Annotated in this window: 23 protein-coding genes; 15 read left to right on the top strand and 8 right to left on the bottom strand. The window is 41.7% G+C overall.

The features are described 5' to 3' along the window. Positions 1 to 60 precede the first annotated feature (60 nt). The 3 genes from nlpI (at position 61) to IUZ65_RS13405 (ending at position 2,908) form a co-directional block, all read left to right on the top strand. Positions 61 to 990, top strand: coding sequence for a lipoprotein NlpI (nlpI, locus tag IUZ65_RS13415; protein WP_195704198.1), 930 nt, complete (start codon positions 61 to 63; stop codon positions 988 to 990). A gap of 132 nt (positions 991 to 1,122) precedes the next feature. Then, on the top strand, positions 1,123 to 1,533 hold the full coding sequence (locus tag IUZ65_RS13410; RefSeq protein WP_195704197.1) for a MarR family winged helix-turn-helix transcriptional regulator: 411 nt from the start codon (positions 1,123 to 1,125) through the stop codon (positions 1,531 to 1,533). A 52-nt stretch (positions 1,534 to 1,585) separates the two neighbouring features. After that, positions 1,586 to 2,908, top strand: a complete 1,323-nt coding sequence (locus IUZ65_RS13405; protein WP_195704196.1) for an MATE family efflux transporter — start codon at positions 1,586 to 1,588, stop codon at positions 2,906 to 2,908. Here the strand turns inward: IUZ65_RS13405 and IUZ65_RS13400 are convergent. The 3 genes from IUZ65_RS13400 to IUZ65_RS13390 all read right to left on the bottom strand — a co-directional run bounded on the left by IUZ65_RS13400 (position 2,905) and on the right by IUZ65_RS13390 (position 6,983). After that, complete coding sequence (locus IUZ65_RS13400) at positions 2,905 to 3,789, bottom strand: U32 family peptidase (protein ID WP_195704195.1); 885 nt, start codon at positions 3,787 to 3,789, stop codon at positions 2,905 to 2,907. The two genes, IUZ65_RS13405 and IUZ65_RS13400, sit on opposite strands and share 4 nt — an antisense overlap. A 12-nt stretch (positions 3,790 to 3,801) precedes the next feature. After that, entirely contained in the window at positions 3,802 to 4,815 is a 1,014-nt protein-coding gene (gene ubiU, locus IUZ65_RS13395) for a ubiquinone anaerobic biosynthesis protein UbiU (RefSeq protein ID WP_195704194.1), read from the bottom strand. 131 nt (positions 4,816 to 4,946) lie between these two features. Continuing rightward, the gene (locus tag IUZ65_RS13390) at positions 4,947 to 6,983 is read right to left on the bottom strand and encodes an EAL domain-containing protein (protein WP_195704193.1); all 2,037 of its coding nucleotides are present in this window, start codon (positions 6,981 to 6,983) and stop codon (positions 4,947 to 4,949) included. Between the two features lie 200 nt (positions 6,984 to 7,183). Between IUZ65_RS13390 and ubiT the strand changes: the two genes are divergently transcribed. The 5 genes from ubiT (at position 7,184) to prfC (ending at position 10,866) form a co-directional block, all read left to right on the top strand. Beyond that, positions 7,184 to 7,705 carry a ubiquinone anaerobic biosynthesis accessory factor UbiT gene (gene ubiT / locus IUZ65_RS13385; protein ID WP_195704192.1) on the top strand — a complete coding sequence of 174 codons (522 nt, stop codon included), beginning with the start codon at positions 7,184 to 7,186 and terminating at the stop codon, positions 7,703 to 7,705. After that, complete coding sequence (locus tag IUZ65_RS13380; RefSeq protein WP_195704191.1) at positions 7,695 to 8,198, top strand: GNAT family N-acetyltransferase; 504 nt, start codon at positions 7,695 to 7,697, stop codon at positions 8,196 to 8,198. Before ubiT ends, IUZ65_RS13380 begins: the two co-directional genes overlap by 11 nt. 22 nt (positions 8,199 to 8,220) lie before the next feature. Beyond that, positions 8,221 to 8,607 (top strand): DNA polymerase III subunit psi, encoded by a 387-nt coding sequence (locus IUZ65_RS13375; protein ID WP_195704190.1) that lies wholly within the window; start codon positions 8,221 to 8,223, stop codon positions 8,605 to 8,607. Next, positions 8,597 to 9,043, top strand: a complete 447-nt coding sequence (gene rimI, locus IUZ65_RS13370; protein ID WP_195704189.1) for a ribosomal protein S18-alanine N-acetyltransferase — start codon at positions 8,597 to 8,599, stop codon at positions 9,041 to 9,043. Before IUZ65_RS13375 ends, rimI begins: the two co-directional genes overlap by 11 nt. Positions 9,044 to 9,276: 233 nt before the next feature. Then, positions 9,277 to 10,866, top strand: a complete 1,590-nt coding sequence (gene prfC, locus IUZ65_RS13365) for a peptide chain release factor 3 (protein ID WP_195704188.1) — start codon at positions 9,277 to 9,279, stop codon at positions 10,864 to 10,866. A 69-nt stretch (positions 10,867 to 10,935) separates the two neighbouring features. On the opposite strand, the gene IUZ65_RS13360 is transcribed toward prfC, so the two are convergent. The 4 genes from IUZ65_RS13360 to IUZ65_RS13345 all read right to left on the bottom strand — a co-directional run bounded on the left by IUZ65_RS13360 (position 10,936) and on the right by IUZ65_RS13345 (position 15,687). Beyond that, entirely contained in the window at positions 10,936 to 11,901 is a 966-nt protein-coding gene (locus tag IUZ65_RS13360) for an ABC transporter permease (protein WP_195704187.1), read from the bottom strand. A 2-nt stretch (positions 11,902 to 11,903) separates the two neighbouring features. After that, on the bottom strand, positions 11,904 to 13,016 hold the full coding sequence (locus tag IUZ65_RS13355) for an ABC transporter permease (protein ID WP_195704186.1): 1,113 nt from the start codon (positions 13,014 to 13,016) through the stop codon (positions 11,904 to 11,906). Then, on the bottom strand, positions 13,013 to 14,584 hold the full coding sequence (locus tag IUZ65_RS13350) for an ABC transporter ATP-binding protein (protein WP_195704185.1): 1,572 nt from the start codon (positions 14,582 to 14,584) through the stop codon (positions 13,013 to 13,015). Before IUZ65_RS13350 ends, IUZ65_RS13355 begins: the two co-directional genes overlap by 4 nt. A 104-nt stretch (positions 14,585 to 14,688) precedes the next feature. After that, on the bottom strand, positions 14,689 to 15,687 hold the full coding sequence (locus IUZ65_RS13345; protein ID WP_195704184.1) for a BMP family lipoprotein: 999 nt from the start codon (positions 15,685 to 15,687) through the stop codon (positions 14,689 to 14,691). 365 nt (positions 15,688 to 16,052) lie between these two features. Here IUZ65_RS13345 and IUZ65_RS13340 point away from each other — a divergent pair, with 365 nt between their 5' ends. The 7 genes from IUZ65_RS13340 (at position 16,053) to deoD (ending at position 23,320) form a co-directional block, all read left to right on the top strand. Then, the gene (locus IUZ65_RS13340) at positions 16,053 to 16,193 is read left to right on the top strand and encodes a DUF5363 family protein (protein ID WP_229638060.1); all 141 of its coding nucleotides are present in this window, start codon (positions 16,053 to 16,055) and stop codon (positions 16,191 to 16,193) included. Further along, positions 16,186 to 16,989 (top strand): TatD family hydrolase, encoded by an 804-nt coding sequence (locus IUZ65_RS13335; protein WP_229638059.1) that lies wholly within the window; start codon positions 16,186 to 16,188, stop codon positions 16,987 to 16,989. Before IUZ65_RS13340 ends, IUZ65_RS13335 begins: the two co-directional genes overlap by 8 nt. A 190-nt stretch (positions 16,990 to 17,179) precedes the next feature. Next, entirely contained in the window at positions 17,180 to 18,451 is a 1,272-nt protein-coding gene (locus IUZ65_RS13330; protein WP_195704183.1) for a NupC/NupG family nucleoside CNT transporter, read from the top strand. Between the two features lie 533 nt (positions 18,452 to 18,984). Continuing rightward, positions 18,985 to 19,761 (top strand): deoxyribose-phosphate aldolase, encoded by a 777-nt coding sequence (deoC, locus tag IUZ65_RS13325; RefSeq protein WP_195704182.1) that lies wholly within the window; start codon positions 18,985 to 18,987, stop codon positions 19,759 to 19,761. A 98-nt stretch (positions 19,762 to 19,859) separates the two neighbouring features. Further along, the gene (deoA, locus tag IUZ65_RS13320; RefSeq protein ID WP_195704181.1) at positions 19,860 to 21,191 is read left to right on the top strand and encodes a thymidine phosphorylase; all 1,332 of its coding nucleotides are present in this window, start codon (positions 19,860 to 19,862) and stop codon (positions 21,189 to 21,191) included. A gap of 55 nt (positions 21,192 to 21,246) precedes the next feature. Beyond that, positions 21,247 to 22,467, top strand: coding sequence for a phosphopentomutase (gene deoB, locus IUZ65_RS13315; RefSeq protein WP_195704180.1), 1,221 nt, complete (start codon positions 21,247 to 21,249; stop codon positions 22,465 to 22,467). A gap of 133 nt (positions 22,468 to 22,600) precedes the next feature. Next, positions 22,601 to 23,320 carry a purine-nucleoside phosphorylase gene (gene deoD, locus IUZ65_RS13310; protein ID WP_195704179.1) on the top strand — a complete coding sequence of 240 codons (720 nt, stop codon included), beginning with the start codon at positions 22,601 to 22,603 and terminating at the stop codon, positions 23,318 to 23,320. Between the two features lie 137 nt (positions 23,321 to 23,457). On the opposite strand, the gene IUZ65_RS13305 is transcribed toward deoD, so the two are convergent. Further along, positions 23,458 to 24,063: a YtjB family periplasmic protein gene (locus IUZ65_RS13305; RefSeq protein ID WP_195704178.1), complete on the bottom strand. Its 606-nt coding sequence runs from the start codon at positions 24,061 to 24,063 to the stop codon at positions 23,458 to 23,460. Between the last annotated feature and the right edge of the window lie 35 nt (positions 24,064 to 24,098).

Here is a 24,098-nt window from a genome sequence, read left to right as displayed (position 1 = left end):
TCTTTTGCTACTAAAAATGGTTATGCGGAAATTGTGGATCATAAAAGGAGATAGGCGTCTGTGAAATGGTTTCAAATAGCAAGTCTGGGATTTTTGATAATACTTTCGGGTTGTGCCACTAACCCGAGTAATAATTCAAACCAGTGGGTTTATCCGCCAATGGCTGTGCCGTTACAAGCGAGTATTCAGCAAGAAGTGCAGATAGCAAGGCTAAATCAATTGTTAAAACGTCCAGACTTAGAAAACGCCGTTAGGGCGAAGATGTTTTATGAACGAGGAAGTTATTATGACAGCGTCGGCCTACGCGATTTAGCCCGTCTAGATTTCAATAAATCACTGAGCATCAATCCTGCTCAACCAGATATTTTCAATTTACTCGGTGTTTATTTTACTCAAGTAGGTGAATATGATGCCGCGTATGAAGCATTTGATTCGACATTAGAACTCGACCCTTCGAATGAATATGCGGAACGCAACATGGCGATTGCCCTTTATTATGGTGATCGTATCGATCTATCTTACCAAGAGATGCAAGCGCATTATTCGGATCATCCAGATGATCCCTTTAGGGCGCTATGGCTCTATATAATTGAGCGTGAAATAGACGCAGCTAAAGCGGAAGAAAATTTAAGATCACGCTACTCAGATAAGAGCCAAGAATGGGGCTGGGTATTGGTTGGTATCATGCTGAATGAAGTAGGCGAAGAACAGGCTTTTAAAGCCGTTTTAAATGGAACGAGAGATAACGTTATGCTAGCGCAGCGTTTAACCGAAACATATTTCTATTTAGGTAAACGCTACCAGTTCTCTGGGCAATATGCTGATGCTATTGCGCTCTATAAGCTTGCACTGTCGTTTAATGTTTATGAATACGTAGAACATCGCTATTCTTTCTTAGAACTAGGACGTATCTATGATGACGTAAGGGCCTTACAAGAAGAAGCACAAAAAGAAAATGCGATTGAAAATGGATTAACGGTAGAAAAATAATCTATTGAGAATATTGCCTTGCTCAGCTTATCTTAATAAAAACGTTAGATGAAAATCTGGCGTTTTTTTTCTTGTAAATTAACCTATTTACATTAATATAGTTAGCCTTGCTAACTATATTGGGTTCTCTGTGTGTCTTTTCAAACCTGTTTAATCGATCTGGAACGTTTCATGTCAAAAGAGTGGCGTGTGCATGCGAAAGATGACCCTCTATCATCCTTAAGTTTCAATGAATTTGATTACTTAAAGGTTATTCAGTACTCAAGCGAACCTATTCGTATCACCGATTTAGCTTCCGAGATGATGGTAACCAAACCTTCTGCATCAAATATGGTGGTTAGGTTGGAAAGAAAGGCACTCGTGCGTAGAATTTCTTGCCCTGAAGATGCGAGAGCGAAAAGAGTCGTCTTAACTGATAAAGCGATAGAAGGTCTATCAACTGAAGATAGTGTTCTTCAAATTATTACAGAAAAACTTGAAAATAAAGTGTCAAAGCAAGAGTCGGAGCAACTCGTAAAAATCTTATCTAAGATGCTCAAGTAATATTAAAAAATTTTTAATTAATTAGTTAGCCTGGCTAACAGAGTGACAAGAAATGGAAAAATCCATCTACAAACAGTTTTGGAAATATACTATACCCACGGTTGCCGCAATGTTGGTCAACGGACTTTATCAGATCGTCGATGGGATATTTATCGGTCGCTATATAGGCGCGAATGGGCTTGCTGGGATCAACGTCGTATGGCCTGTGATCGGTTCTGTACTAGGTGTCGGTATGATGATCGGCGTCGGTACAGGTGCCATCTTGTCTATCAATAGTGGTGCGGGAAATGACAAGAAGGCAAAGGGTACGGTAAGTACAGGGCTTGCTCTGATACTGATGGTTTTCCCATTCATCGCATTGGTTTTATGGCAATATTCTGATGCCTTATTATTGGCTCAAGGTATTGAAGGTATCGTATTTGAATTAGGCCAACAGTACTTAAAAGTACTTATATTGGGCAGCTTGTTTTCGTTAGGTTCAATCGCGGTACCCTTTCTATTGCGTAACGATGGAAGCCCTAATTTTGCTACTTTTTTAATGGTGTTAGGAGCGATAATCAATATAGGATTTGATTATATTTTCATTGCCATACTAGGTTGGGGGTTAAAAGGGGCTGCGATAGCGACCTTGTTGGCACAAAGTGTGGTGACTATATTGGGTGTTGGATATTTCTTTAGTCGGTACGCTAAAGTGAGGATATCGTTCTTCAATTTCACAATCCACTATGGAGATATACCTCAGATACTCTCGATAGGTGCGTCGAGTATGTTCATGTACATGTATGGTTCTGTGATGGTTGCCGTACACAATTGGATGTTTATCCAGTACGGATCAGTTTTGACTATTGGTGCTTACGCGGTGCTAGGTTCTATTTTCACTATGTACTATTTGACTGTTGAAGGTATTGCCAATGGTATGCAGCCATTAGTGAGTTTCAATTATGGCGCAAATAATTTAGAGGCGGTACGCAAGCTGTTTTCTATCGCTTGTTGGGTATCAATATCGATTGGTATCGGCTTTATCGTTGCCATGAACCTCTATCCTGAACACGTTGTAGGGATATTTAACGATGATAACCCTGAACTAATGAAGCAGGCCATTATGGGGATACGGCTGCATATGTTTGCTATTTTTTTAGATGGTTTTATTGTCGTGGTGGCCGCTTATTACCAAGCGATTGGGGATAGTAAGAAAGCGATGTTTACAACGGTTGGAAATATGTTGGTTCAATTACCATTTTTATATGTGTTGCCGACCTTGTTTGGTCTCACAGGAGTATGGTTGGCCTACCCGATATCAAATATTATCTTAAGTGTTGTATTGGTTTTGATGTTGAAGAAAAATAAGGGCCGAAAAACAGCCCCTCAATACTAGGTTTTTTCTAAACCGGCTAATTGATGCCAGTAGCCATTACACTGAAAATCCCCTAGTTTCTCCGGGTTAGTGCCGTCTTCATTTTGACGAAATTGGTCCACTTTATCGAAGGTCTCTACATTCAAAGGGCTTAGTCGGATAACGTCAACTAAGCCTTTCATGTCCTTTAAATCGTTGATCAAGTTGTAACAGTAGCCAGATTGTGTCTGTATGCCATTAAGATTAAATAAAGATTGGCCCTCTTGGCTATTTACTTGTAAGCCTGTGGGGTACTTGATACAGCAAGTTTCGCATTCATCTTTGGGTTTATTCTCAGCTCGAGCGGTAAAGCAGCGAGCAGAATAAGCCAATGGCAGATAACCATGACTAAAAACTTCTGTCTCAAACTGATGTTTGATGCCAAGATCCTCGCATTGCAGGAGCACTTGCTGCAACCATTCTTTAGACAGTTCGACCGGCATGCACCAGCGTGTCATCCCTTTTTTAAGAAAAAGATTGAGCGTTTGTGCATTATAGGCATTTACAGCAGGACCAACAATAAATGGGACATTGTGCTCGTGCGCTAATTGGATAGCGGAAACGTCATTCGCTTCAATAGCAAACTCACCATTATCGATATACTTTTTCATAACGTTAACTTCACTAGGCGCTTCTAGCAACGCCATCGTGGATAACACGACTTGTTTACCACTGGAAGACAGATCCTTAGCAATACTTAACCAATCCTTGGTTTTCATTAATCGCCGTTTTGAGCATACGGCTTCACCAAGGTAGATGATATCAGCGCTAGAATTCTTCGCTTTTTCGTAAAAGCTTTCGACATCTTGTTTTGGCCAGAAGTAGAGTAAGGGGCCAAGAGCGTATTTTAATTGGTTGGACATACCTATCTCCGGTTATTGCCATTTACGGTGGTAAGCACCGAGCGTTGTTTGAGTACCTTCAGAAACATTGTCCAGCGCAGCATTCCATGTATCTTCCACATGATATGAATCTGGGTCTGCTTTGTATCGGTCGATCGCACTTCGCCATGTTCGGGTGACCTGTTCGACATAGGCGGGGCTTCGTTGGCGACCTTCTATCTTGACCGAAGAAACGTTTGCAGCGAATAGTTCAGGCAACAGAGATAAGGTGTTTAAACTGGTCGGCTCTTCTAACGCATGGTACCGCTTATCTTTTCCATTTAAGTTGACATCAAATCGACCTTTACATAGCGTTGGATAACCCGCATTTTCACCTTCGGCATAGCGATCAATCAAGATCTCATTAAGGCGAGATTCTAGGCCGTTATCTGTTTCTTGCCAGCGAACATACTTCGCTGGAGAGCAGGCACCAACAGTGTTAGGTGATTCCCCTGTCATATAAGAAGATAAGTAACAACGACCCTCTGCCATTATACATAGGCTACCAAAAGCAAAAACTTCGAGCTCTACACCCTGAGGGATATTGAGTGAAAGTTGTTTTACTTGATGGATAGACAATACGCGAGGTAGTACAACACGTTTAATATTGAAGTTTTGTTTGTAAAATTTGACGGCAGCTACATTGGTAGCAGAGGCTTGAACAGAGAGGTGTAACTCTAATTCTGGGTAAGTGGTTGCGGCATATTCTAAAATCGCCACGTCTGCAACGATAAGGGCATCAACACCCATTGCCGCTGCGTTGTCCACCGCTTTAGTCCAACGTTCAAATCCATCTGGGTGAGCAAATGTGTTCAGGGCTACATGAAGCTTTCTTTCGTGGTCGCGAATATACTGTACGGCTCTTTCCAGTTTTTTACCGGTAAAATTTAGGCCAGCGAAGTGTCTTGCGTTTGTATCATCCTTAAACCCAATATATACAGCGTCTGCACCACAGTCGACTGCGGTTTTAAGTGCAGGTAAATTACCTGCGGGGCATAGTAGTTCCATCAGAGCCAACCAGTTGTTCTTTATGGCTGTATTTTATGGGCTATATCTCAAGACAATTTTGATATAAGGCAGGTTTGTATAACTCTGCCTTTAGAAATGTGCGCGAACGTATAAAAACTGGACTGATATTGTTAGTTTTTGTGTCTTCGGTTTTGCGCTAATAGTTCTTCAATATCATGTTTTGGTTGTGGTCTATAAAAATGGAAACCTTGAATAGTATGACAATTCAAGTTTGAAAGTAGTGTGGCTTGTTGCCTTGTTTCTACACCTTCAGCAACGACAGTTAGGTCTAGGGACCGTCCCAAATTGATGATATTTTCAATAACGGTTACCTGTTTCGGTAACTTATCGATGTCATTTATAAACGCGCGGTCTATCTTGAGTTCGTCAATAGGAAATCGAGCCAAATAGGATAATGAAGAATAACCCGTTCCGAAGTCATCAATTGAGAGCGCAAAGCCTAAGTTTTTAATGGCTTTAAGCATTTGAAGTGTATGCTCACTGTCGCTCATTACTGCACTTTCTGTTAGTTCAAATGTGATACAGCTTGGATCCAATTCCGTTGTGCGCAATTGTTTTTCCATATAATCAATTAACTTGGGGTTACCAAATTGCTCAGGAGAAAGGTTTATAGCGACACGGCCAGGCAGTATTCCTTGTATTTTCCAACGTTTAACCGTAGCAAATACTTCACGCATAACAACCCGGCCTAAATGTTCAATTAATCCCGCTTTTTCAGCGACGGGAATAAAGGCGGCGGGACTGATATAACCTTCAATCGGATGTTTCCAGCGAATAAGTGCTTCAGCACCGTTAATGCTAAAGTCTCTCGCATTAACTTGAGGTTGATACCAGACTTCTAAACCATTCTGTTGCAATGCTTTCTGAAGTTCAATTTCTAGCCATAAGCGCATGCGCGCTTCTTTATTCATCTGATCATGGTACTTGACCAGACGGTTACGGCCTCTGTTCTTGGCTTCATACATCGCGGTATCTGCATTTTGCAATAATACACGAGCATCATTCGCATCACCTGGGAACATTACGCTACCAATCGAACAAGCTAATCGTTTACTAAAATGGTGAAGATCAAAAGGTTGATTTATAAGAGAAATGATTTTTTCAGCGAGAGACTCTGTCACTCGGTTATGTTCCGGTTCTGGTAAAACAATGCCGAACTCATCGCCACCTAGATGCCCTAATATAGCTTGTGAAGGGAGCAACCTCTGTAGTCTCGAAGATACCTCTTTGATAACTTTATCACCAATGTGGTGACCCAAAGAATCATTGATGTTTTTGAAATTATCGATATCAAGGTAGAGCATAACCAGTGGAATATCGTTATCAATAAAATGTTCGAGACGTCTTGTAAAGCCGTAGCGATTGTAGAGTTTAGTCAGCGAATCATAATGAGAGTCGTGTCGGTCGTCTGTTGAACCTGAATGATTAGCTTCTCCATCTTCAACAACAATTATTATCGATTCACTACCTAAGATTGTAGTTTCTGCTGCACTCAAGCGAACTTTTCGTTCCACACCACATCGTGCACTAGTCAAACACACAATGGGTTCGTTAAGTAATTGTGTTGTGAAGGTATCACTAAATACGGTCTTAGCGTTTTCATCTAAGAATAAGCGGCTTATTTGTTCGCCCAATAAATCATCAACTTCCGAAAAACCTAACAAACGTAAGGCGATAGAGTTAGTCGAGATAATTGTGTTGCCTTCAACCAGAATTAAGCCGTCTGGTAATAAGTCAGATAACGTAGAGAATTTAAGCTCTGACTCAGCTAAAGAGCGTGCAAGGATTTGCTTTTCTGAGGTATCACTGGCATGGAACGAAATAAAATCAACGTTACCTTCGATAACAATCGGTGAAACACTAAAGTGCAGGCTAGTATCGTGATCTTCGTCATTTAATGTAATTTCGGTTTCTATGCTTTCGCCGTCAAACGCACGGTCATAAAAAGGTTTAAGTGTTTGGTAAAATCGATCACCTAACACCTTAGTGTCATCCAACCCCTCAAGTTCTGTTTTTGATAGGCCTGCAATCTCACAATAGCGTTCATTGACGCTAACGTAGTGATGCTCCTTATCCAAAATAGCAAAGAGAAATGGACTGGCATCAGTGAGTTTTGAAAACCAGTGCTGTAACTGCTTTGTTGGCATTAATTTTCTACCGCTCTATATTAAGCAATTGAATGAATATGATTCATTATGTTTAAGATTATTATTTACTATAACCGTGAAACACCTGATATAAAAGGGAACTGGACATCAGGTGTGATTTTTATGATACATAACAGGAATTCTCATTCGATATCCACTATTATGGCAAGAATGATTATTTAAAGTATCGGAATTCTGTAGTGTTAAACAAGCTTCGAACTCAATTAGTGCAAAACGCAGCGCAAATTTTGAGATCTCCAGTCCAAGTTTTCCCTAAACATTTACAAAACAAAATCTTAATCGAAGGGTTAAAACAAGTTTTTCATGAAGCCTTGGAAGACGGTGATTTTGAATTTCTCGAAGATAAATGGTTGAAAGTGACTATTTTGGATTTGAACCTGCAATGGTTTATTAGCTATCGAAATGATGAATTAGTTATAGCAAAGGAATCGGTCACTGAAGATGTGAGCTTTGCTGGTCAACTTAATGATTTGGTGTTAATTGTTGGTCGTAAAGAAGATCCTGATACCCTGTTTTTTCAAAGGCGTTTAAGAATTGAAGGCGATACAGAACTCGGCTTAGAGGTCAAGAATTTAATGGATAGCGTTGATCTTGATGCGCTGCCAAAACCCCTTCAAATATTTATTAATGAGTTAGCAGACTTTGTATACAAAGGGTTGCACAGCGAAAAAAATCAAGATGGAATGGCCAATGCTTATTAGAACCGAAGCTCCAGCAGACATATTACCTATTAACACTTTGCTTAAATCTGCGTTTGAAACAAACGCAGAAGCTGAACTTGTTATGAGTTTAAGAGAAAATAGCCGATTTACGCTCTCACTGGTAGCGTGTACCGATGATGGAGAATTGATTGGATATGCTCTTTTTACTCCAGTATCGTTGAATGGCGAACAACTGGGGTGGCAAGGTTTAGCACCCGTAGCCGTGAAACGAGAGTTTCGTCATCAAGGTATCGCGGGCAACATGATTAAAGAAGGGTTAGATTCTCTTTATGAATTTGGCTATTTAGGTTGTGTCGTTCTGGGGAATCCAGAATTTTATAGTCGATTTGGTTTTGTCGACGCGACCCTATTTGATATGCGCTCGACATGGGAAGTGCCTGAAGGCGTATTTCGTGTTAAAGAGTTAGCTGAGAATGAATTCTTCGGTAAACAGGGCTTGATAGAATATAGTCCTGAATTCTCATTACTCTAATATGATTAATAACAATACTAGTATGCAATATCTTGAAGAAATGGATATTCAGAATTGGGTATTACTTCACCCTTCAAGGCTTTCTGGTTGCCCAATTGAGAACGTTGATATACCTGAGTCTTGCCGATTATTGTTGGTGTCACCCGAGAAACCGGAAGGTGATATTGTCGTCATGCTTGAAAAGGTGCTGAAAAGCATGAAATTAGAATTATCGCAAGCGATGCACATTTTCCCTGAACAGTTTAATTATCTAGGTTCCCACCATTTAAAATGGGTCTGGTTTGCTGGCTGTGATAAAACAGGGATACCCAATTTAAATACGCTAGTCTCTCCCGTGTTAACGAAGATAGATGGCAACAATCAAGAGCGACGAAACTTGTGGCAGAACATCTGTTCTTATGACAAATAAATTAGAGCCTTTAGCAGAAGGTTTTCTGCAAGATGTGTGGCGGATTGAACAAGACGCACATAGCCACCCTTGGGCACAGTCTATGATAAGCGATGTGACTAGCCGAGGGGCTTGTCATCATGTACTTCTGTGTGACGAGGAAGTCGTGGGTTACTTTTATGCCCAGAATATCGTCGGCGAAGTGACATTGCTCAATATTGCTATCGATCCGCAAAGGCAAGGGCAAGGACTGGGTAAAGTGCTTCTCGAATACTTTTTAACGATGTGTGAAGACGCAAAGGCTGAAAGTGTTTGGCTAGAGGTTCGAGAAAGTAATCAGAAGGCTCGTTCTTTGTATGAGGCTTTAGGGTTTAATGAAGTTGATAGACGCTATAATTATTATCCTAGTAAAAAAGGGAAAGAGGATGCTGTTATCATGAGTTATCTGTTTTTTTAAAGCCAAGTAATTAACGGTTTCAACCGGACCTCCACTGTAAGCCTGAATTTATGTCATTGATTTTGTCCATCCCTCTAGCATATGACAAAATTTCGTCCGCTATATGCACACTTTTATTGTCTAAAGGGGCAAGATCGGACAAAATAGGCGCCAATTTCGATTAACTACTCAAAGTTAGCTTTTTACATTTTGTTTTAAGCGGTTTTGTATTGCAATTTAGAAGACCCGTATCCATGTCAAATAGCCCTTTTATAGGTGAAGTGTCTAAACGTAGAACCTTCGCGATCATCTCTCACCCAGATGCAGGTAAAACAACCATCACCGAAAAAGTGTTACTTTTCGGGCGCGCTATTCAATCTGCTGGTACTGTGAAAGGTCGAGGCTCAAACCAGCACGCTAAGTCAGACTGGATGGAGATGGAAAAAGAACGTGGTATTTCAGTGACAACTTCTGTAATGCAATTTCCATTTAATGGTAGCTTAGTTAACCTGCTTGATACCCCAGGGCACGAAGACTTCTCTGAAGATACTTATCGGACGCTAACGGCTGTCGATTCTTGTTTAATGGTTATAGATTCAGCAAAGGGTGTTGAAGCCCGCACACGTAAGCTGATGGAAGTTACGCGTTTGCGTGACACTCCTATTGTTACCTTTATGAATAAACTCGACCGAGAAATTCGTGACCCTATGGAGCTTCTAGATGAAGTCGAAAGCGAATTAAAGATAGCGTGTGCTCCAATTTCTTGGCCGATAGGCTGTGGTAAAGAGTTTAAAGGTGTTTACCACATCCATAGGGACGAGACGTATCTCTATTCAACGGGACAAGGCCATACTATTCAAGAAGAAAAGATTATTAAAGGGTTAGGTAATCCTGAACTTGAAGCAGCTATTGGCGATGAACTTGCAGAACAGCTTAGAGATGAACTGGAATTGGTTATTGGTGCGTCGCATGAATTTGATCAAGAGTTGTTTCTTGCTGGAGAATTGACACCGGTGTTCTTTGGTACGGCTCTTGGTAATTTTGGCGTAGACCATATGCTAGAAGGGTTAACCAGTTGGGCTCCTCAGCCATTATCTCGCCAAGCCAATGAACGTGAAGTAAAAGCAACAGAAGAGAAGTTTTCCGGGTTCATATTTAAAATTCAAGCTAATATGGATCCAAAGCACCGAGACCGCATTGCGTTTATGCGTATAGTTTCCGGAACATACTCTCAGGGTATGAAGATGAATCATGTACGTCTAGGCAAACAGATAAATATCTCTGATGCTGTTACGTTTATGGCGGGTGATCGTTCTCGTGCAGAGCAGGCTTATGCGGGTGATATTATTGGCCTACATAATCATGGAACCATTCAAATTGGCGATACCTTTACTCAAGGAGAAGCGCTTAAGTTCTCCGGTATCCCTAACTTTGCACCAGAATTATTTCGCCGTATTCGCTTAAGAGATCCGTTAAAGCAGAAGCAACTGCTCAAAGGATTGGTCCAACTTTCTGAAGAGGGTGCAGTACAGGTGTTCCGTCCTCTACAAAATAACGATCTTATCGTCGGTGCGGTAGGTGTGCTTCAGTTCGATGTCGTCGTCGCACGTTTGAAATCAGAGTACAACGTAGAAGCGATTTACGAGAGTGTGAATGTGGCAACGGCTCGTTGGATTGAATGTGATGACGAGAAAACACTGGATGAGTTTAGACGTAAAGGGCAAGCGAACTTGGCGCTTGATGGTGGTAATAATCTCTCTTATATTGCGCCAACTATGGTAAATCTAAATCTAGCTCAAGAGCGTTTCCCTGATATTCAATTCAGAGCAACACGCGAGCACTAATAGCATTGTTTAAATAATGTATAAAAAAACGGAGCCAAATGGCTCCGTTTTTTTATCGCTGTAAAGCGGTTATTCACGCTCTTTGGTGTATGGAACACCAACCGCTTTTGGTCCAATGGCTTTGCCAATGAAACCCGCAAGCAGGAATACGGTGAGAATATACGGAATGGCTTCTATTGCTTGAACCGGAATTGGGAAATCACCAATGGTTACCCCTTGCAAACGAATAGCCAGCGCATCAAGGAAGCCAAACAACAGACAAGCCGCCATTGCGGTAATAGGTTTCCACTTGCCAAAGATCAATGCGGCAAGCGCCATATAGCCCTTGCCTGCACTCATGTTTGGAATAAACTGTGCTGTCTGCCCAACAGAAAGGTACACACCACCAATCCCAACTAAAGTTCCGCAAAGGACCATCGCAAGATAGCGCATTTTAACCACAGAGATACCAGCTGTATCAACAGCACTGGGTGATTCGCCTACAGCACGTAGTCTTAGACCAAAACGGGTTTTATACATGATAAACCACGTTAAGGGCACAATAAGAATAACAAGGTACTCTAGTGCTGAGTGGCCGCTTAATAGCTCTGAATAGAGAAGGCCAATTATAGGGGTGTCCGCTAATGAATCGGCGCCAGGTAAGTGGATTGGTGCAAAGCGTGCATCTCCGGATAACGCTGGAGTTTGACCACCTTGATGGAACCAGTGGCGCCCTAACGTAACCGTAAGGCCAGCAGCAAGAATATTTATTGCCATACCGCTCACAACCTGATCACCCCTATGGGTTATTGAAGCAAAACCGTGTAATAGGGCAAGCAATATTGAGACAGAAATACCAGCAAATAAACCAAGCCATGCAGACCCAGTTACATGGGCTGCCGCCGCACCTGCAAACGCAGAAGCTAGCAACTTACCTTCTAAAGCGATATTAACAATACCGGAACGTTCACTTATCATACCCGCAAGTGCTGCTAATATGAGTGGAGTAGCAACTCGTATGGTTGCATCAAGCATCAATATAATCGTTTCAAACATGATTAAGCTACCCCAACTTTAGATTTAGCGAACACTCTAAGATAAGTACGCTCTAGGGATGGTCGGAACATATGTTCTAATGCGCCCGAGAAAAGAATAACCAATCCTTGCAATACCACAACGATATTTCGGTCTACACCGTATTCGAAGCTCAATTCTGCTCCGCCTTGATAGAGAAAGCCAAATAACAAGCTAGCTAATAATACCCCTACAGGGTGATTACGTCCCATTAAGGCAACAGCAATACCGGTAAAACCAAATCCTTCGACAAAGTTCAGTTTTATCTGATGCAGCTCTCCTTGAAGAACATTGAGACCAAAAAAGCCCGCTAACATACCAGATATCAACATGGTGATAATCACGACTCGTACGTAATTTATGCCAGCGTATCCAGATGCAGATGGGTTTGCACCAACCGCTCTTAGTTCATAGCCCCAACGTGTATGCCAGATAAACAACCAGACAAAAACACAGCAAAGTAGAGCAAATACAAAACTCAAGTTTAGTGGACTAGGCGCAATGTCGAAGCCAAACACCGCAACCATTTCGTGCATTTTTGGTAGCCAACTGCTAACGGCAAAAACCCTACTTTCTGTGGCCATGGTGTTTTCAGGTTTTAAAACATCGACTAAAAGGTAAGCCATCAATGAGGCGGCAATAAAGTTAAACATAATCGTGGTAATCACGATATGTGAACCTCTTTTCGCCTGTAGGTAAGCCGGAATGAAAGCCCAAGCGGCACCAAACAGCCCACCGACGATAATCGCGACAGGGAAGGTGATATACCAAGGTGCATATTCGCCTAAGGTAAGGCAAACTAAGCCAACACCTAAGCCACCAATATAGGCTTGTCCTTCTCCACCGATATTGAAAAGGCTGGCATTAAATGCCACTGAAACTGCAAGTCCAGTGAAAATAAAACCAGTGGCGTAATATAGGGTATAACCAAAACCTTCAGCGTAGCCAAATGCACCGGTCCACATAACTTTGGCGGCGTCGATAGGGCTAATGTCTATATAAATAAACAATAATGCTGAAACTAAAAATGCCACCATTACATTTATGGCAGGCAGTAACGCAACGGTTACCCAAGCAGGGATTTTAGCCTGACTCATAATGCTTCTCCTTGGGATTCGTTGTTGTTTTTAAGATGTTCAGGCATGATGTTCGCCATCATTAATCCTAGTGTTTTTTCATCGGCTTGGTCTGCTTGTACTTCACCAACAATGTTGCCGTCAAACACCACGATAATACGATCGGCAAGACTTAATATTTCATCTAGTTCGACGGAAACGAGCAATACAGCTTTTCCCGCGTCGCGGCTCATTATTATCTGTTGGTGGATATATTCGATGGCGCCGATATCAACACCACGAGTGGGTTGACCAACAAGTAGAACGTTAGGGTTCTCTTCCATCTCTCTCGCAATAACGAGTTTCTGTTGATTACCTCCAGAGAAATTTGCTGTCTTGAGTGTGACATCATTTGGACGAACATCCCACTTGTCCATGCTCGACTGACAAAGCGTTTTAATCGATTCTTTATCTTGGAGTAAACCTTTGTTGTATTTTGGTAGATTGTGATAACCAAGAATGTAAGCTTCTTGCGCTTCAAATCTGTTAATTAAACCTTGTTTATGCCTATCTTCCGGAATATGACCAACTCCCATGGCACGGACCTGTTGAGGGTCGCTAGGTTTTTCAGACGTTAGGATATTGCCATTGAGTTCAATGCTACCTGATGCGGGCTTTAGGATGCCAGAAAGCAGACCGAGGATTTCAGATTGACCGTTGCCAGACACACCTGCAATACCGACAATCTCACCCTCACGAACGGAAAAGCTAATCTCTTTAATTCTTTGCACTTTGCTGTTATCAAAGTAACTGAGTTTATTGACTTTGATTCTAGCCTTTTTTGGTTGTGCTGGTTGTTTTTCTACTTTAAGTCGAACTTTACGTCCAACCATGAGTTCAGCAAGTTGATCTTGATTGGTATCTGCAGTTACAACATGGTCAACCATCGTACCCTGACGCATTACAGATATGTTATCTGTGATGGCGAGGACCTCACGCAATTTATGCGTAATAATCATAACGGTGGTGCCTTGTGCACGAAGCTTGTCAAGGATAGTGAAAAGGTGGTCGGCTTCTTGTGGTGTTAGTACACCTGTAGGCTCATCAAGTATAAGTATTTTGGCATCACGATATAATGCTTTTAGAATTTCCACGCGTTGTTGTAAACCTACCGGTAAATCTCCCACAATCGCGTCAAGAGGAACATCTAAGCCATAATCTTTTTCAATTTGAACGAGCTTTTTACGAGCAGATTTCAAGCTCTCTTCTAACTTCCAGCCATTCTCAGCGCCTAAAATAATGTTTTCCAAAACGGTGAAAGTCTCCACCAACATGAAATGTTGATGAACCATACCAATGCCGGAACTAATGGCTTCTTGAGAATTGGATGGTTTGTAGTTTTTATTATTAACGAGCATAGAGCCGGTATCGGCATGGTAAAAACCGTAAATGATGCTCATTAACGTGGATTTACCCGCACCATTTTCACCAATAATGCCGTGAATGGTGCCCGCGGGAACTTTAAGATCAATATCACGGTTGGCGTGTACTGCGCCAAAACGCTTATTTATCTGATTTAGTTCAATGGCAAAGTTTTGAACTTGAGTCACGTGAAATTCCTGAACTGCAAAATAAAAATGAGTACGCCGTTGCCTAAAGTTTTTGAACTAAAAGCAACGGCGTAAAGATCATCTAACAACTGATAACTTTATGATTAGTAGTTACAAGTATTGTCTGACATGTAGTCATGTACAGCGATCTTTCCGGAGATGATGTCTGCTTCGATACCTTCTACATATGCTTTCATTTCTGGCGTAATTAGGGCTTCGTTGTTTGAATCTAGAGCCCAAGCAACACCACCTTCCTTAAGACCAAGAACTTTAATTCCTGGTTTCCATTTTCCATCCATGTCTGCAATCCAAGCATCTTTGGCTGCAATACCAACACGTTTAACCATAGACGTTAGCATGGTGCCTGGTTGAAGATGGTTTTGGTTAGCATCAACACCGATAGCGAATTTACCCGCATCTTTTGCTGCTTGATAAACACCAAGGCCAGTACCACCAGCGGCCGCGTAAATTACGTCAGCGCCTTTAGAGAACTGTGATTTAGCAAGTTCAGAACCTTTTGCTGGGTCAGCGAAAGCAGAAGGAGTTGAACCAGTCATGTTTTGAAGCACTGTTGCTTCAGAGTTAGCGTATTTTGCACCTTGCTCATAACCACAGGCAAACTTACGAATTAGTGGAATGTCCATACCACCAATAAAGCCAACGGTTGCTGTTTTAGATTGCTTTGCAGCTAAAGCACCAACAAGGAAAGAACCTTCATGCTCTTTAAACACAATAGATTGAACGTTTGGCTTATCAACGACCATATCAATGATGGTGAATTTGATTTCAGGGAACTCAGTAGCGACTTTCTCTACTGCTGATGCCATGTTGAATCCAACCGCTACGATTGGGCTAAAACCGCGACTTGCTAGACGTCGAAGACCTTGTTCACGTTGAGCTTCGTTTTGTGGCTCAAATTCGCGAACTTTAATGCCTTTTTCAGTTTCTAATACTTTCACACCATTTTGATAAACAGCTTCGTTAAAAGACTTGTCAAATTTGCCTGCTGTATCGTAAATAACGGCTGGTTTTGGTGCTGCGAACACGCTAAAAGAAGATACTGCTAGTGCTAATGCAGATAGCTTAAGAGTAGTTTTTTTCACTGTAAGAATCCCTATGTTTTTATCCCAAACTCAAACGAACAAATGAGTGCCATTTATATTTATATGCAACTGCGTTGATGGTCTTGTGCAATTATGTACACATAAACAGTTATCGCCCGTAAGTTTATCGTTTGCTTGGCAAAAAAAAAAGCGTTTCGCTCACAGGTAAACTAGGTAATAGAACATCGTAGTACGATAATTCTTGGTCTGGATCACGTTTTCGTGGGGTAGGGTGTCTTGGTTGCATCCCAGCTCTGCATTCTAGCTCTCACAAATTAGGCGATTTCTAGAAGAAAAGGTAAGAATAAAGGCGAAAGGGATATAGGGTTATTGAAAGAGTGTGTTGATTTTTAGGAGATATGATTATGATCAGGAATTTTAAAAAGGCCATTAAGCGCTATGATGAATGGTGTAAATCGCTTGGTTTAACACCAGAACAAAAACGTTGTTGTGTACCAATAAAAAAAGAAGATATTTTTGAATCAAAAGAGAGGAAAAATGAGTGAGAATCATATAAAGCTTTTCGATACACACTGCCATTTGGATAGAGAGGATTTCTCAGAAAATATAGAAGAAGAGATCGCTCTAGCAAGGCAATTTGGGGTTGTTAAGTTTCTTATTCCCGGTTGTGGTGCTTTTAATTGGAAAAGAGTAGAGAAGCTTTGCAATACTAATAGGGGGGTGTTTTTCTCTCTGGGGTTGCATCCTTATTTTATCGACCAGCATTTAAATGAACATGTTGAATTATTGGATACATTATTATCAAGCAGAAGTAGTCGATGTGTTGCTGTAGGAGAATGTGGGCTAGATTTTTTTCACTCTCGTAAGTCTGAGGAGGTTCAAAAGCAGTTTTTTACAGAACAGATTAAGTTAGCCAATAAATACCATCTTCCATTGATTCTCCATTCTAGAAAGGCACATCAAGATATAATCAAGTTACTGAAACAAAATAAAGCTCGCCATGGTGGAGTGATTCATGCATTTACTGGGAGTTATCAGCAGGCAATGGATTATATTAACCTAGGGTTTCATATTGGTGTTGGCGGGTCGATTACATACCCTAGAGCCAAAAGGACACGTGACGCCATTTCTCAGTTACCTCTTCGTTCGTTGGTGTTAGAAACAGATTCACCTGACATGCCGGTTTTGGGCCGCCAAGGTAAAAAAAATCACCCCAAAAATTTAAAAATCATACTAAATGAACTGAACGTGCTCCGAAGTGAATCCGAGCAAACGATTGCAGATCAGGTGTTTGAAAATAGCAAGTCGATGTATGCAATTTGTGAACGAGAATGTAGTTAAATGTTTCATTGCTGAACGTTTTCTGATGTAAATGCGATTGCGTTCACACTTTGGTATGAATTACAGGTGAGTGCAGTACAAAAGTGTGACTTTGCCATTACTTTATATCTTGGGGTCTGTTTATAATCGCCTCGCTTTTTAGCACCAATTTTATCACACGCCATTTAACTAAATAAGGAAGCCATAAACCATGAGCCTGTTTATGAGCCTAATCGGCATGGTAGTACTCATTGCAATCGCAGTACTTCTATCCGACAACCGCAAAGCAATAAATGTAAGAACTGTGGGTGGAGCATTCGCTATCCAATTTATTCTAGGTGCATTCGTACTATACGTGCCTTGGGGTAAAGATTTACTCGGTGGTTTCTCTAGCGGTGTCGCTAGCGTGATCGATTTCGGCAAAAGCGGTACTAGTTTCCTTTTCGGTAACCTAGTGAGCTTTTCAGTAGATGGTCTTGGTTTTATTTTCGCATTCCAAGTGCTGCCTACACTAATCTTCTTCTCTTCACTAATATCTGTGCTTTACTACATCGGCGCAATGCAGTGGGTAATCAAAATTCTTGGTGGTGCATTAGAAAAAGCTTTGGGTACGTCTCAAGCTGAATCTATGTCCGCAGCAGCTAACATTTTCGTAGGTCAAACTGAAGCGCCTTTAGTGGTTCGTCCGTTTGTTCCTAAAATGACTCAATCTGAGCTGTTTGCAGTAATGTGTGGTGGTTTAGCGTCAGTAGCGGGTGGTGTACTTGCTGGGTATGCTTCAATGGGTGTTCCTCTAGAATACCTTGTAGCAGCCTCTTTCATGGCCGCCCCTGGTGGTTTACTGTTTGCTAAGATAATCAAACCTGAAACAGAAGAATTTGCTAGTGATGTTGCAGATGCTCTTGACGGTGGCGACGATAAACCTGCTAACGTTATTGATGCGGCAGCTGGCGGTGCGTCTGCTGGTTTGCAACTTGCACTTAACGTAGGTGCAATGCTTATCGCATTCATCGGTCTAATTGCATTAGTCAACGGTATCCTTGGTGGCATCGGTGGTTGGTTCGGTATGGAATCATTAAGCCTAGAACTTCTTCTTGGTTGGATCTTTGCTCCTCTTGCATTCCTTATCGGTGTGCCTTGGGAAGAAGCGACACTGGCGGGTTCTTTCATCGGTCAGAAAACTATCGTTAACGAATTCGTTGCTTACTTGAACTTTGTACCGTACGTGGGTGAAAATGCTCAAGTAGTCGCGGCAACAGGTCTAGTGATGACTGAGAAAACGACGGCAATCATCTCGTTCGCACTATGTGGTTTTGCAAACTTGTCATCTATCGCCATTCTACTAGGTGGTTTGGGTGGTATTGCACCAGGTCGTCGCCATGATATCGCACGTATGGGTATTAAAGCGGTTGTTGCTGGTACATTGTCTAACCTAATGGCTGCAACTATTGCTGGTTTCTGTATCTCTCTTGCTGCATTCTAAGTTTGCCGCAATATAGAGAACAAAACAGATAATGCTGAATCGAAACCGTAGCAAGAAATTGCTGCGGTTTTTTGTTGTCTTAAGCTAAACAAAATTGGAAAACAGTTACGCTACAGCGTTTATTTGAATTTTTTTGAGATACAAAACGTTTGCGTTAAGTGATACCCCTATCACATTCTGTTGTAATGGCTATAATATATACATCTGGAAAACGTATTAGTTTGTGGTCTAGAGATAGATAGTAAAACTAGAACGCAAGTGAGTAAGTTATATTTTTCCAGTCGGTAATACACGACGTATTACCTTAGATAAACACCGCAATCACAGATTGTTGTGCCATTAGACAAATTGGTACTGTGCGGTGACAGGGATAGCAATTAGTAGGTGGATTCGACGGAATCTTTACTAAGTCTTCAAGGAACCAAGTCCGTTCATTTCGTAACCTGAAAGCGATTCATACACGACCATCTATACTAGATTGGACTGAGTATGCTTTTCGGTAAACAAATTGAATATTTTGATCGGAGATAGAAATGAGCGAATTAAAAGCTGCAGCTCTACGTGCACTAAAACTTATGGATTTAACGACGCTAAATGATGACGACACTGATGAAAAAGTGATTGCGCTTTGTCATGATGCGAAAACAGCGGTAGGTAATACGGCTGCAATATGTATATACCCTCGTTTTATACCAATTGCTAAGAAAACACTTCGTGAACAAGGTACGCCTGACGTTCGCATTGCAACGGTTACAAACTTTCCTCATGGCAATGACGACATTGCTATCGCAGTAGCAGAGACAAAAGCGGCTATCGCTTATGGCGCTGATGAAGTTGACGTTGTATTCCCTTACCGTACGCTTATTGCTGGGGATGAGAAAACAGGCTTTGAATTGGTAAAACAATGTAAAGAAGCGTGTGGTGATACTTTACTAAAAGTAATCATAGAAACGGGTGAACTTAAAACAGAAGCACTCATTAAACGCGCGTCAGAGCTTTCTATTGACGCTGGTGCAAATTTCATTAAAACATCGACAGGTAAAGTGCCAGTTAATGCGACACCAGAAGCAGCAGAAATAATGTTGAAAGTTATTCGTGATATGGGTGTAGCTGAAAAGGTTGGCTTCAAGCCCGCTGGTGGTGTACGAACAGCTGAAGATGCAGCGGCCTTCCTTGCAATGGCAGACGATATTCTTGGTGCTGAATGGGCGGATAATATGCATTATCGATTTGGTGCATCAAGCTTATTAACCAGCTTACTCAATACATTAGAAGTAACGAAAGAAGTTGCGGATCCAAGCGCTTACTAAATAGAAGAAAACGCCCCTAGGGATGGATAGGTTCTCGCAAACTATCGCGTCTTTAGGGGAATGACTCCTTTTTTTAATTTTAAAGCAGGGCAATTCTAATGTATTTACCACAAGAAATTATCCGTAAAAAGCGCGATGGCGAAGTATTAACCAATGAAGAAATTGATTTTTTCATTCAAGGCGTCGCTAAAAACACAGTATCTGAAGGTCAAATAGCCGCTTTTGCAATGGCTATATTTTTTAATGAAATGACGATGCCTGAACGTATTGCCTTAACGTGTGCAATGCGAGATTCTGGCATGGTCATCGATTGGGACCATATGAATTTTGGTGGCCCAATAGTAGACAAACATTCTACTGGTGGTGTCGGTGACGTAACCTCTCTAATGCTTGGCCCTATGGTGGCAGCATGTGGCGGTTTTGTCCCCATGATATCGGGTCGAGGCCTTGGTCACACTGGTGGTACTTTAGATAAGCTTGAATCTATACCTGGTTACAATATAACGCCAACCAATGAAGTATTTGGCCAAGTGACGAAAGAAGCTGGTGTTGCCATTATTGGTCAAACAGGTGACTTAGCACCAGCGGACAAACGTGTGTATGCAACTCGTGATATCACTGCGACCGTTGACAATATCTCTCTAATTACGGCTTCTATTCTTTCTAAGAAGCTAGCCGCAGGATTAGAATCTCTAGTGATGGATGTGAAAGTAGGTTCGGGCGCATTTATGCCGACCTATGAAGCATCTGAAGAGTTAGCAAGGTCAATTGTTGCCGTTGCTAATGGCGCTGGAACGAAGACAACAGCAATTTTAACCGATATGAACCAAGTACTGGCGTCTTCCGCAGGAAATGCCGTTGAAGTTCGCGAAGCAGTGCAGTTCTTAACGGGCGAGTATAGAAATCCACGCCTATTTGAAGTGACAATGGCATCATGTGTTGAAATGTTAGTATTAGCTAAATTGGCAACCGATGAAGATGATGCGCGCAATAAGCTACAAGCCGTATTAGATAACGGTAGCGCAGCACATTGCTTTGGTAAAATGGTGGCGGGCCTAGGTGGTCCAATCGATTTTGTTGAAAACTACGATAACTATCTTGATAAAGCTGAAATTATCAAACCTGTTTATGCAAAAGAGAGTGGTGTTGTATCCGCTATGGATACTCGAGCAATCGGTATGGCCGTTGTTGGTATGGGTGGAGGCCGTCGTGTTGCAACCGACACGATCGACTATGCTGTAGGTTTTGATAGCTTTATTCGTTTAGGTGAAACGGCTAATGAGGACAAACCTTTGGCCATCATTCATGCACGCAATGAAGTACAGTGGCAAGAAGCAGCAACGGCGTTACAGAACGCCATTGTTGTAGGTAATGACCCATATATTTCAACCCCAAATGTGTACCGCCAAATACGCGCGGAAGATGTGTGATTTTGCCCATTATACAGGTGACCACATTGACTATTTCTTCTGACGGAGAGCAAAAATGAAAAGATCAATTATTTTAGTTTTAGATTCCTTTGGTATTGGCGCGACAGCTGATGCGGACAAATTTGGCGATGTTGGCTCAGATACTCTTGGACACATTGCAGAACACTGTGCAAAAGGATTGGCTGACAACGAAAACCGTAAAGGGCCACTTACGTTACCAAATCTTTCTAAGATGGGGCTTGGCCTAGCATCTCAAGAGTCAACAGGCCATTTTCCTGAGGGCTTAGATGAAAATGCTGAGATTATCGGCGCATATGGCCATGCTGCTGAGATGTCTTCAGGTAAAGACACGCCATCTGGTCACTGGGAAATCGCTGGTGTTCCGGTGTTATTTGATTGGGGTTATTTCTCTGATAAAACCAACAGCTTTCCAGATGTGCTTTTAGATAAAATTGTAAAACGTGCAAATTTACCCGGTTACCTAGGAAACTGTCATTCATCCGGTACGGTTGTTCTTGATGAACTAGGTGAAGAGCATATGGCTTCAGGTAAGCCGATTTTTTATACCTCTGCAGATTCAGTATTCCAGATCGCGTGTCATGAAGAGACATATGGCCTAGATAACTTGTTAGATCTTTGCCACATCGTTCGCGAAGAGCTTGAAGATTACAATATTGGCCGCGTAATTGCTCGTCCATTTATTGGTGCGAAAGCGGGCGAATTTGCACGTACGGGAAACCGTCGTGACTTATCTTTAGAGCCACCAGCCACGACTGTACTGCAAAAGCTTGTAGAAGAGAAAGGTGGAGAAGTGGTATCGATAGGCAAGATAGCCGATATTTATGCGGGCTGCGGCATCACGAAGAAAGTGAAGAAAACGGGTCTAGAAGAGCTATTTGATGCATCTCTAGAGCAAGTTAAAGAAGCCGGTGATAATACTCTTGTATTCACCAACTTTGTTGATTTCGACTCGTCTTACGGCCATCGTCGTGATGTAGCCGGTTACGCTGCCGCGTTAGAATATTTTGATAAGAGACTGCCAGAGATGATCGAGATTCTTGAGGAAGATGACGTCTTGATTCTGACTGCTGATCATGGTTGTGATCCAACCTGGCCGGGAAGTGACCATACTCGTGAACATATCCCTGTTCTTGTATATGGTAAAAAGATTCCAGCAGGTTCATTAGGTCGCCGTGAGACGTTTGCGGACATTGGCCAGAGCCTAGCAGAGTACTTCGGTACCTCTGATATGGATTACGGAAAAAGCTTTTTGTGATAGAGCGTTGCTGGGTTGCCTCAGGTCACTCAGTAACAGTTTATGATTGTTAGTTCCTGCACAATACGTGCTTCTCTTAAGGCAAAGAACCTTAGAGATAGGAGCTATTTAAAACCTACAAAGGAATAAATTAATGGCAACTCCACATATTAACGCTGAAATGGGTGCTTTTGCTGATGTCGTTTTAATGCCAGGTGATCCACTGCGTGCCAAATACATTGCGGAAACATTTTTGGATGACGTTGTCCAAGTGTGTGATGTTCGTAATATGTTTGGTTACACTGGTACATATAAAGGACGTAAGATCTCAGTTATGGGCCATGGAATGGGGATCCCATCATGTTCTATCTATGTTACTGAGCTAATCAAAGATTTTGGTGTTAAGAAAATCATTCGTGTAGGCAGTTGTGGCGCGGTAAGCGAAGACATCAAGGTTCGCGATGTTGTTATTGGTATGGGGGCAAGTACGGACTCTAAAGTTAACCGTATTCGTTTCAAAGGCCATGACTTTGCAGCTATTGCAGACTATAAAATGGTCAAAGCAGCTGAAGAAGCGGCAAAAGCTCGTGGTATCGACGTGAAAGTGGGTAACTTATTCTCAGCTGAACTTTTTTATACACCGGATCCGAGCATGTTCGACGTAATGGACAAGTACGGTATCGTCGGCGTTGAAATGGAAGCCGCAGGTATCTATGGCGTTGCAGCGGAATATGGTGCCAAAGCATTAGCGATTTGTACCGTATCGGATCATATTAAGACCGGTGAGCAAACCACGTCTGAAGAGCGTGCTACCACGTTTAATGAGATGATGCTAATAGCACTAGATTCAGTATTGCTGGGTGATAAAGACTAAAGTATCGATAGTCTTCAAACTCAAAAGCTCTGATTTTAAGTCAGAGCTTTTTTTATGCAATCGTAGTAACAAAAATGGCTTAACGGTTTTGGAGTAGAGAGTCTGTTACATGTAAGAACTGGCGTTTCCCCAACCGATTAGTCTCGTTCCTTTACTAATAGGTTTTCCTGCTTATTTTTCGGTTTTCTAATCAAGATTAATGTAATTAACATTCCACTTAAAAAACTAATTATTATCATGACATACATATAGCGATCACTATTACGATAATGATGATCTGAAATAGCCGTGACCATCCCTTTCTCGAACGTTATACGAACGTATCCAATCAGATTCTTATCGTGAAAAATAGGTTCTACAAGTTGTAGACGACCGATGCTTGCTGTCTCTAATGGCGTATCTAACCCTAATATCTCTCTGGTTGATTTTGCATCTTCACTTGCAGCAAGTTTTATACCTTCTGAATCGTAGATAGTGGCATCAAAAACGAGTCGTTCTCTGGCTAATTGATTCGTTAGCTTCAGAAGCCGCTCTTGGTCACTGTTTGTGATCATATCACTGGCAGAAAGAGAAGCTTGGGAGACAAGTACCTTCGTTAGCGTTTCTAGCTGGCGAGACTGAATCTGCTCGTTGCCTTTACTTATCACAACACTGTTTTGTGCGATGTAGCCAAATATTAAAAGTAGAAAAATAATGGCGATACTTTTTAGAAATAGACCTATAGAGAAAAGTGAACGTTTCATTTTTGACCATTATTCTTTGTTTTTCAATGTAATCA

Origin of the sequence: Vibrio sp. VB16 (assembly GCF_015594925.2) — a bacterium.
Lineage (GTDB): Bacteria > Pseudomonadota > Gammaproteobacteria > Enterobacterales > Vibrionaceae > Vibrio.
The sequence above is the reverse complement of the archived record's forward strand: the minus strand, read 5'-3'. Positions and strand labels throughout refer to the sequence as shown.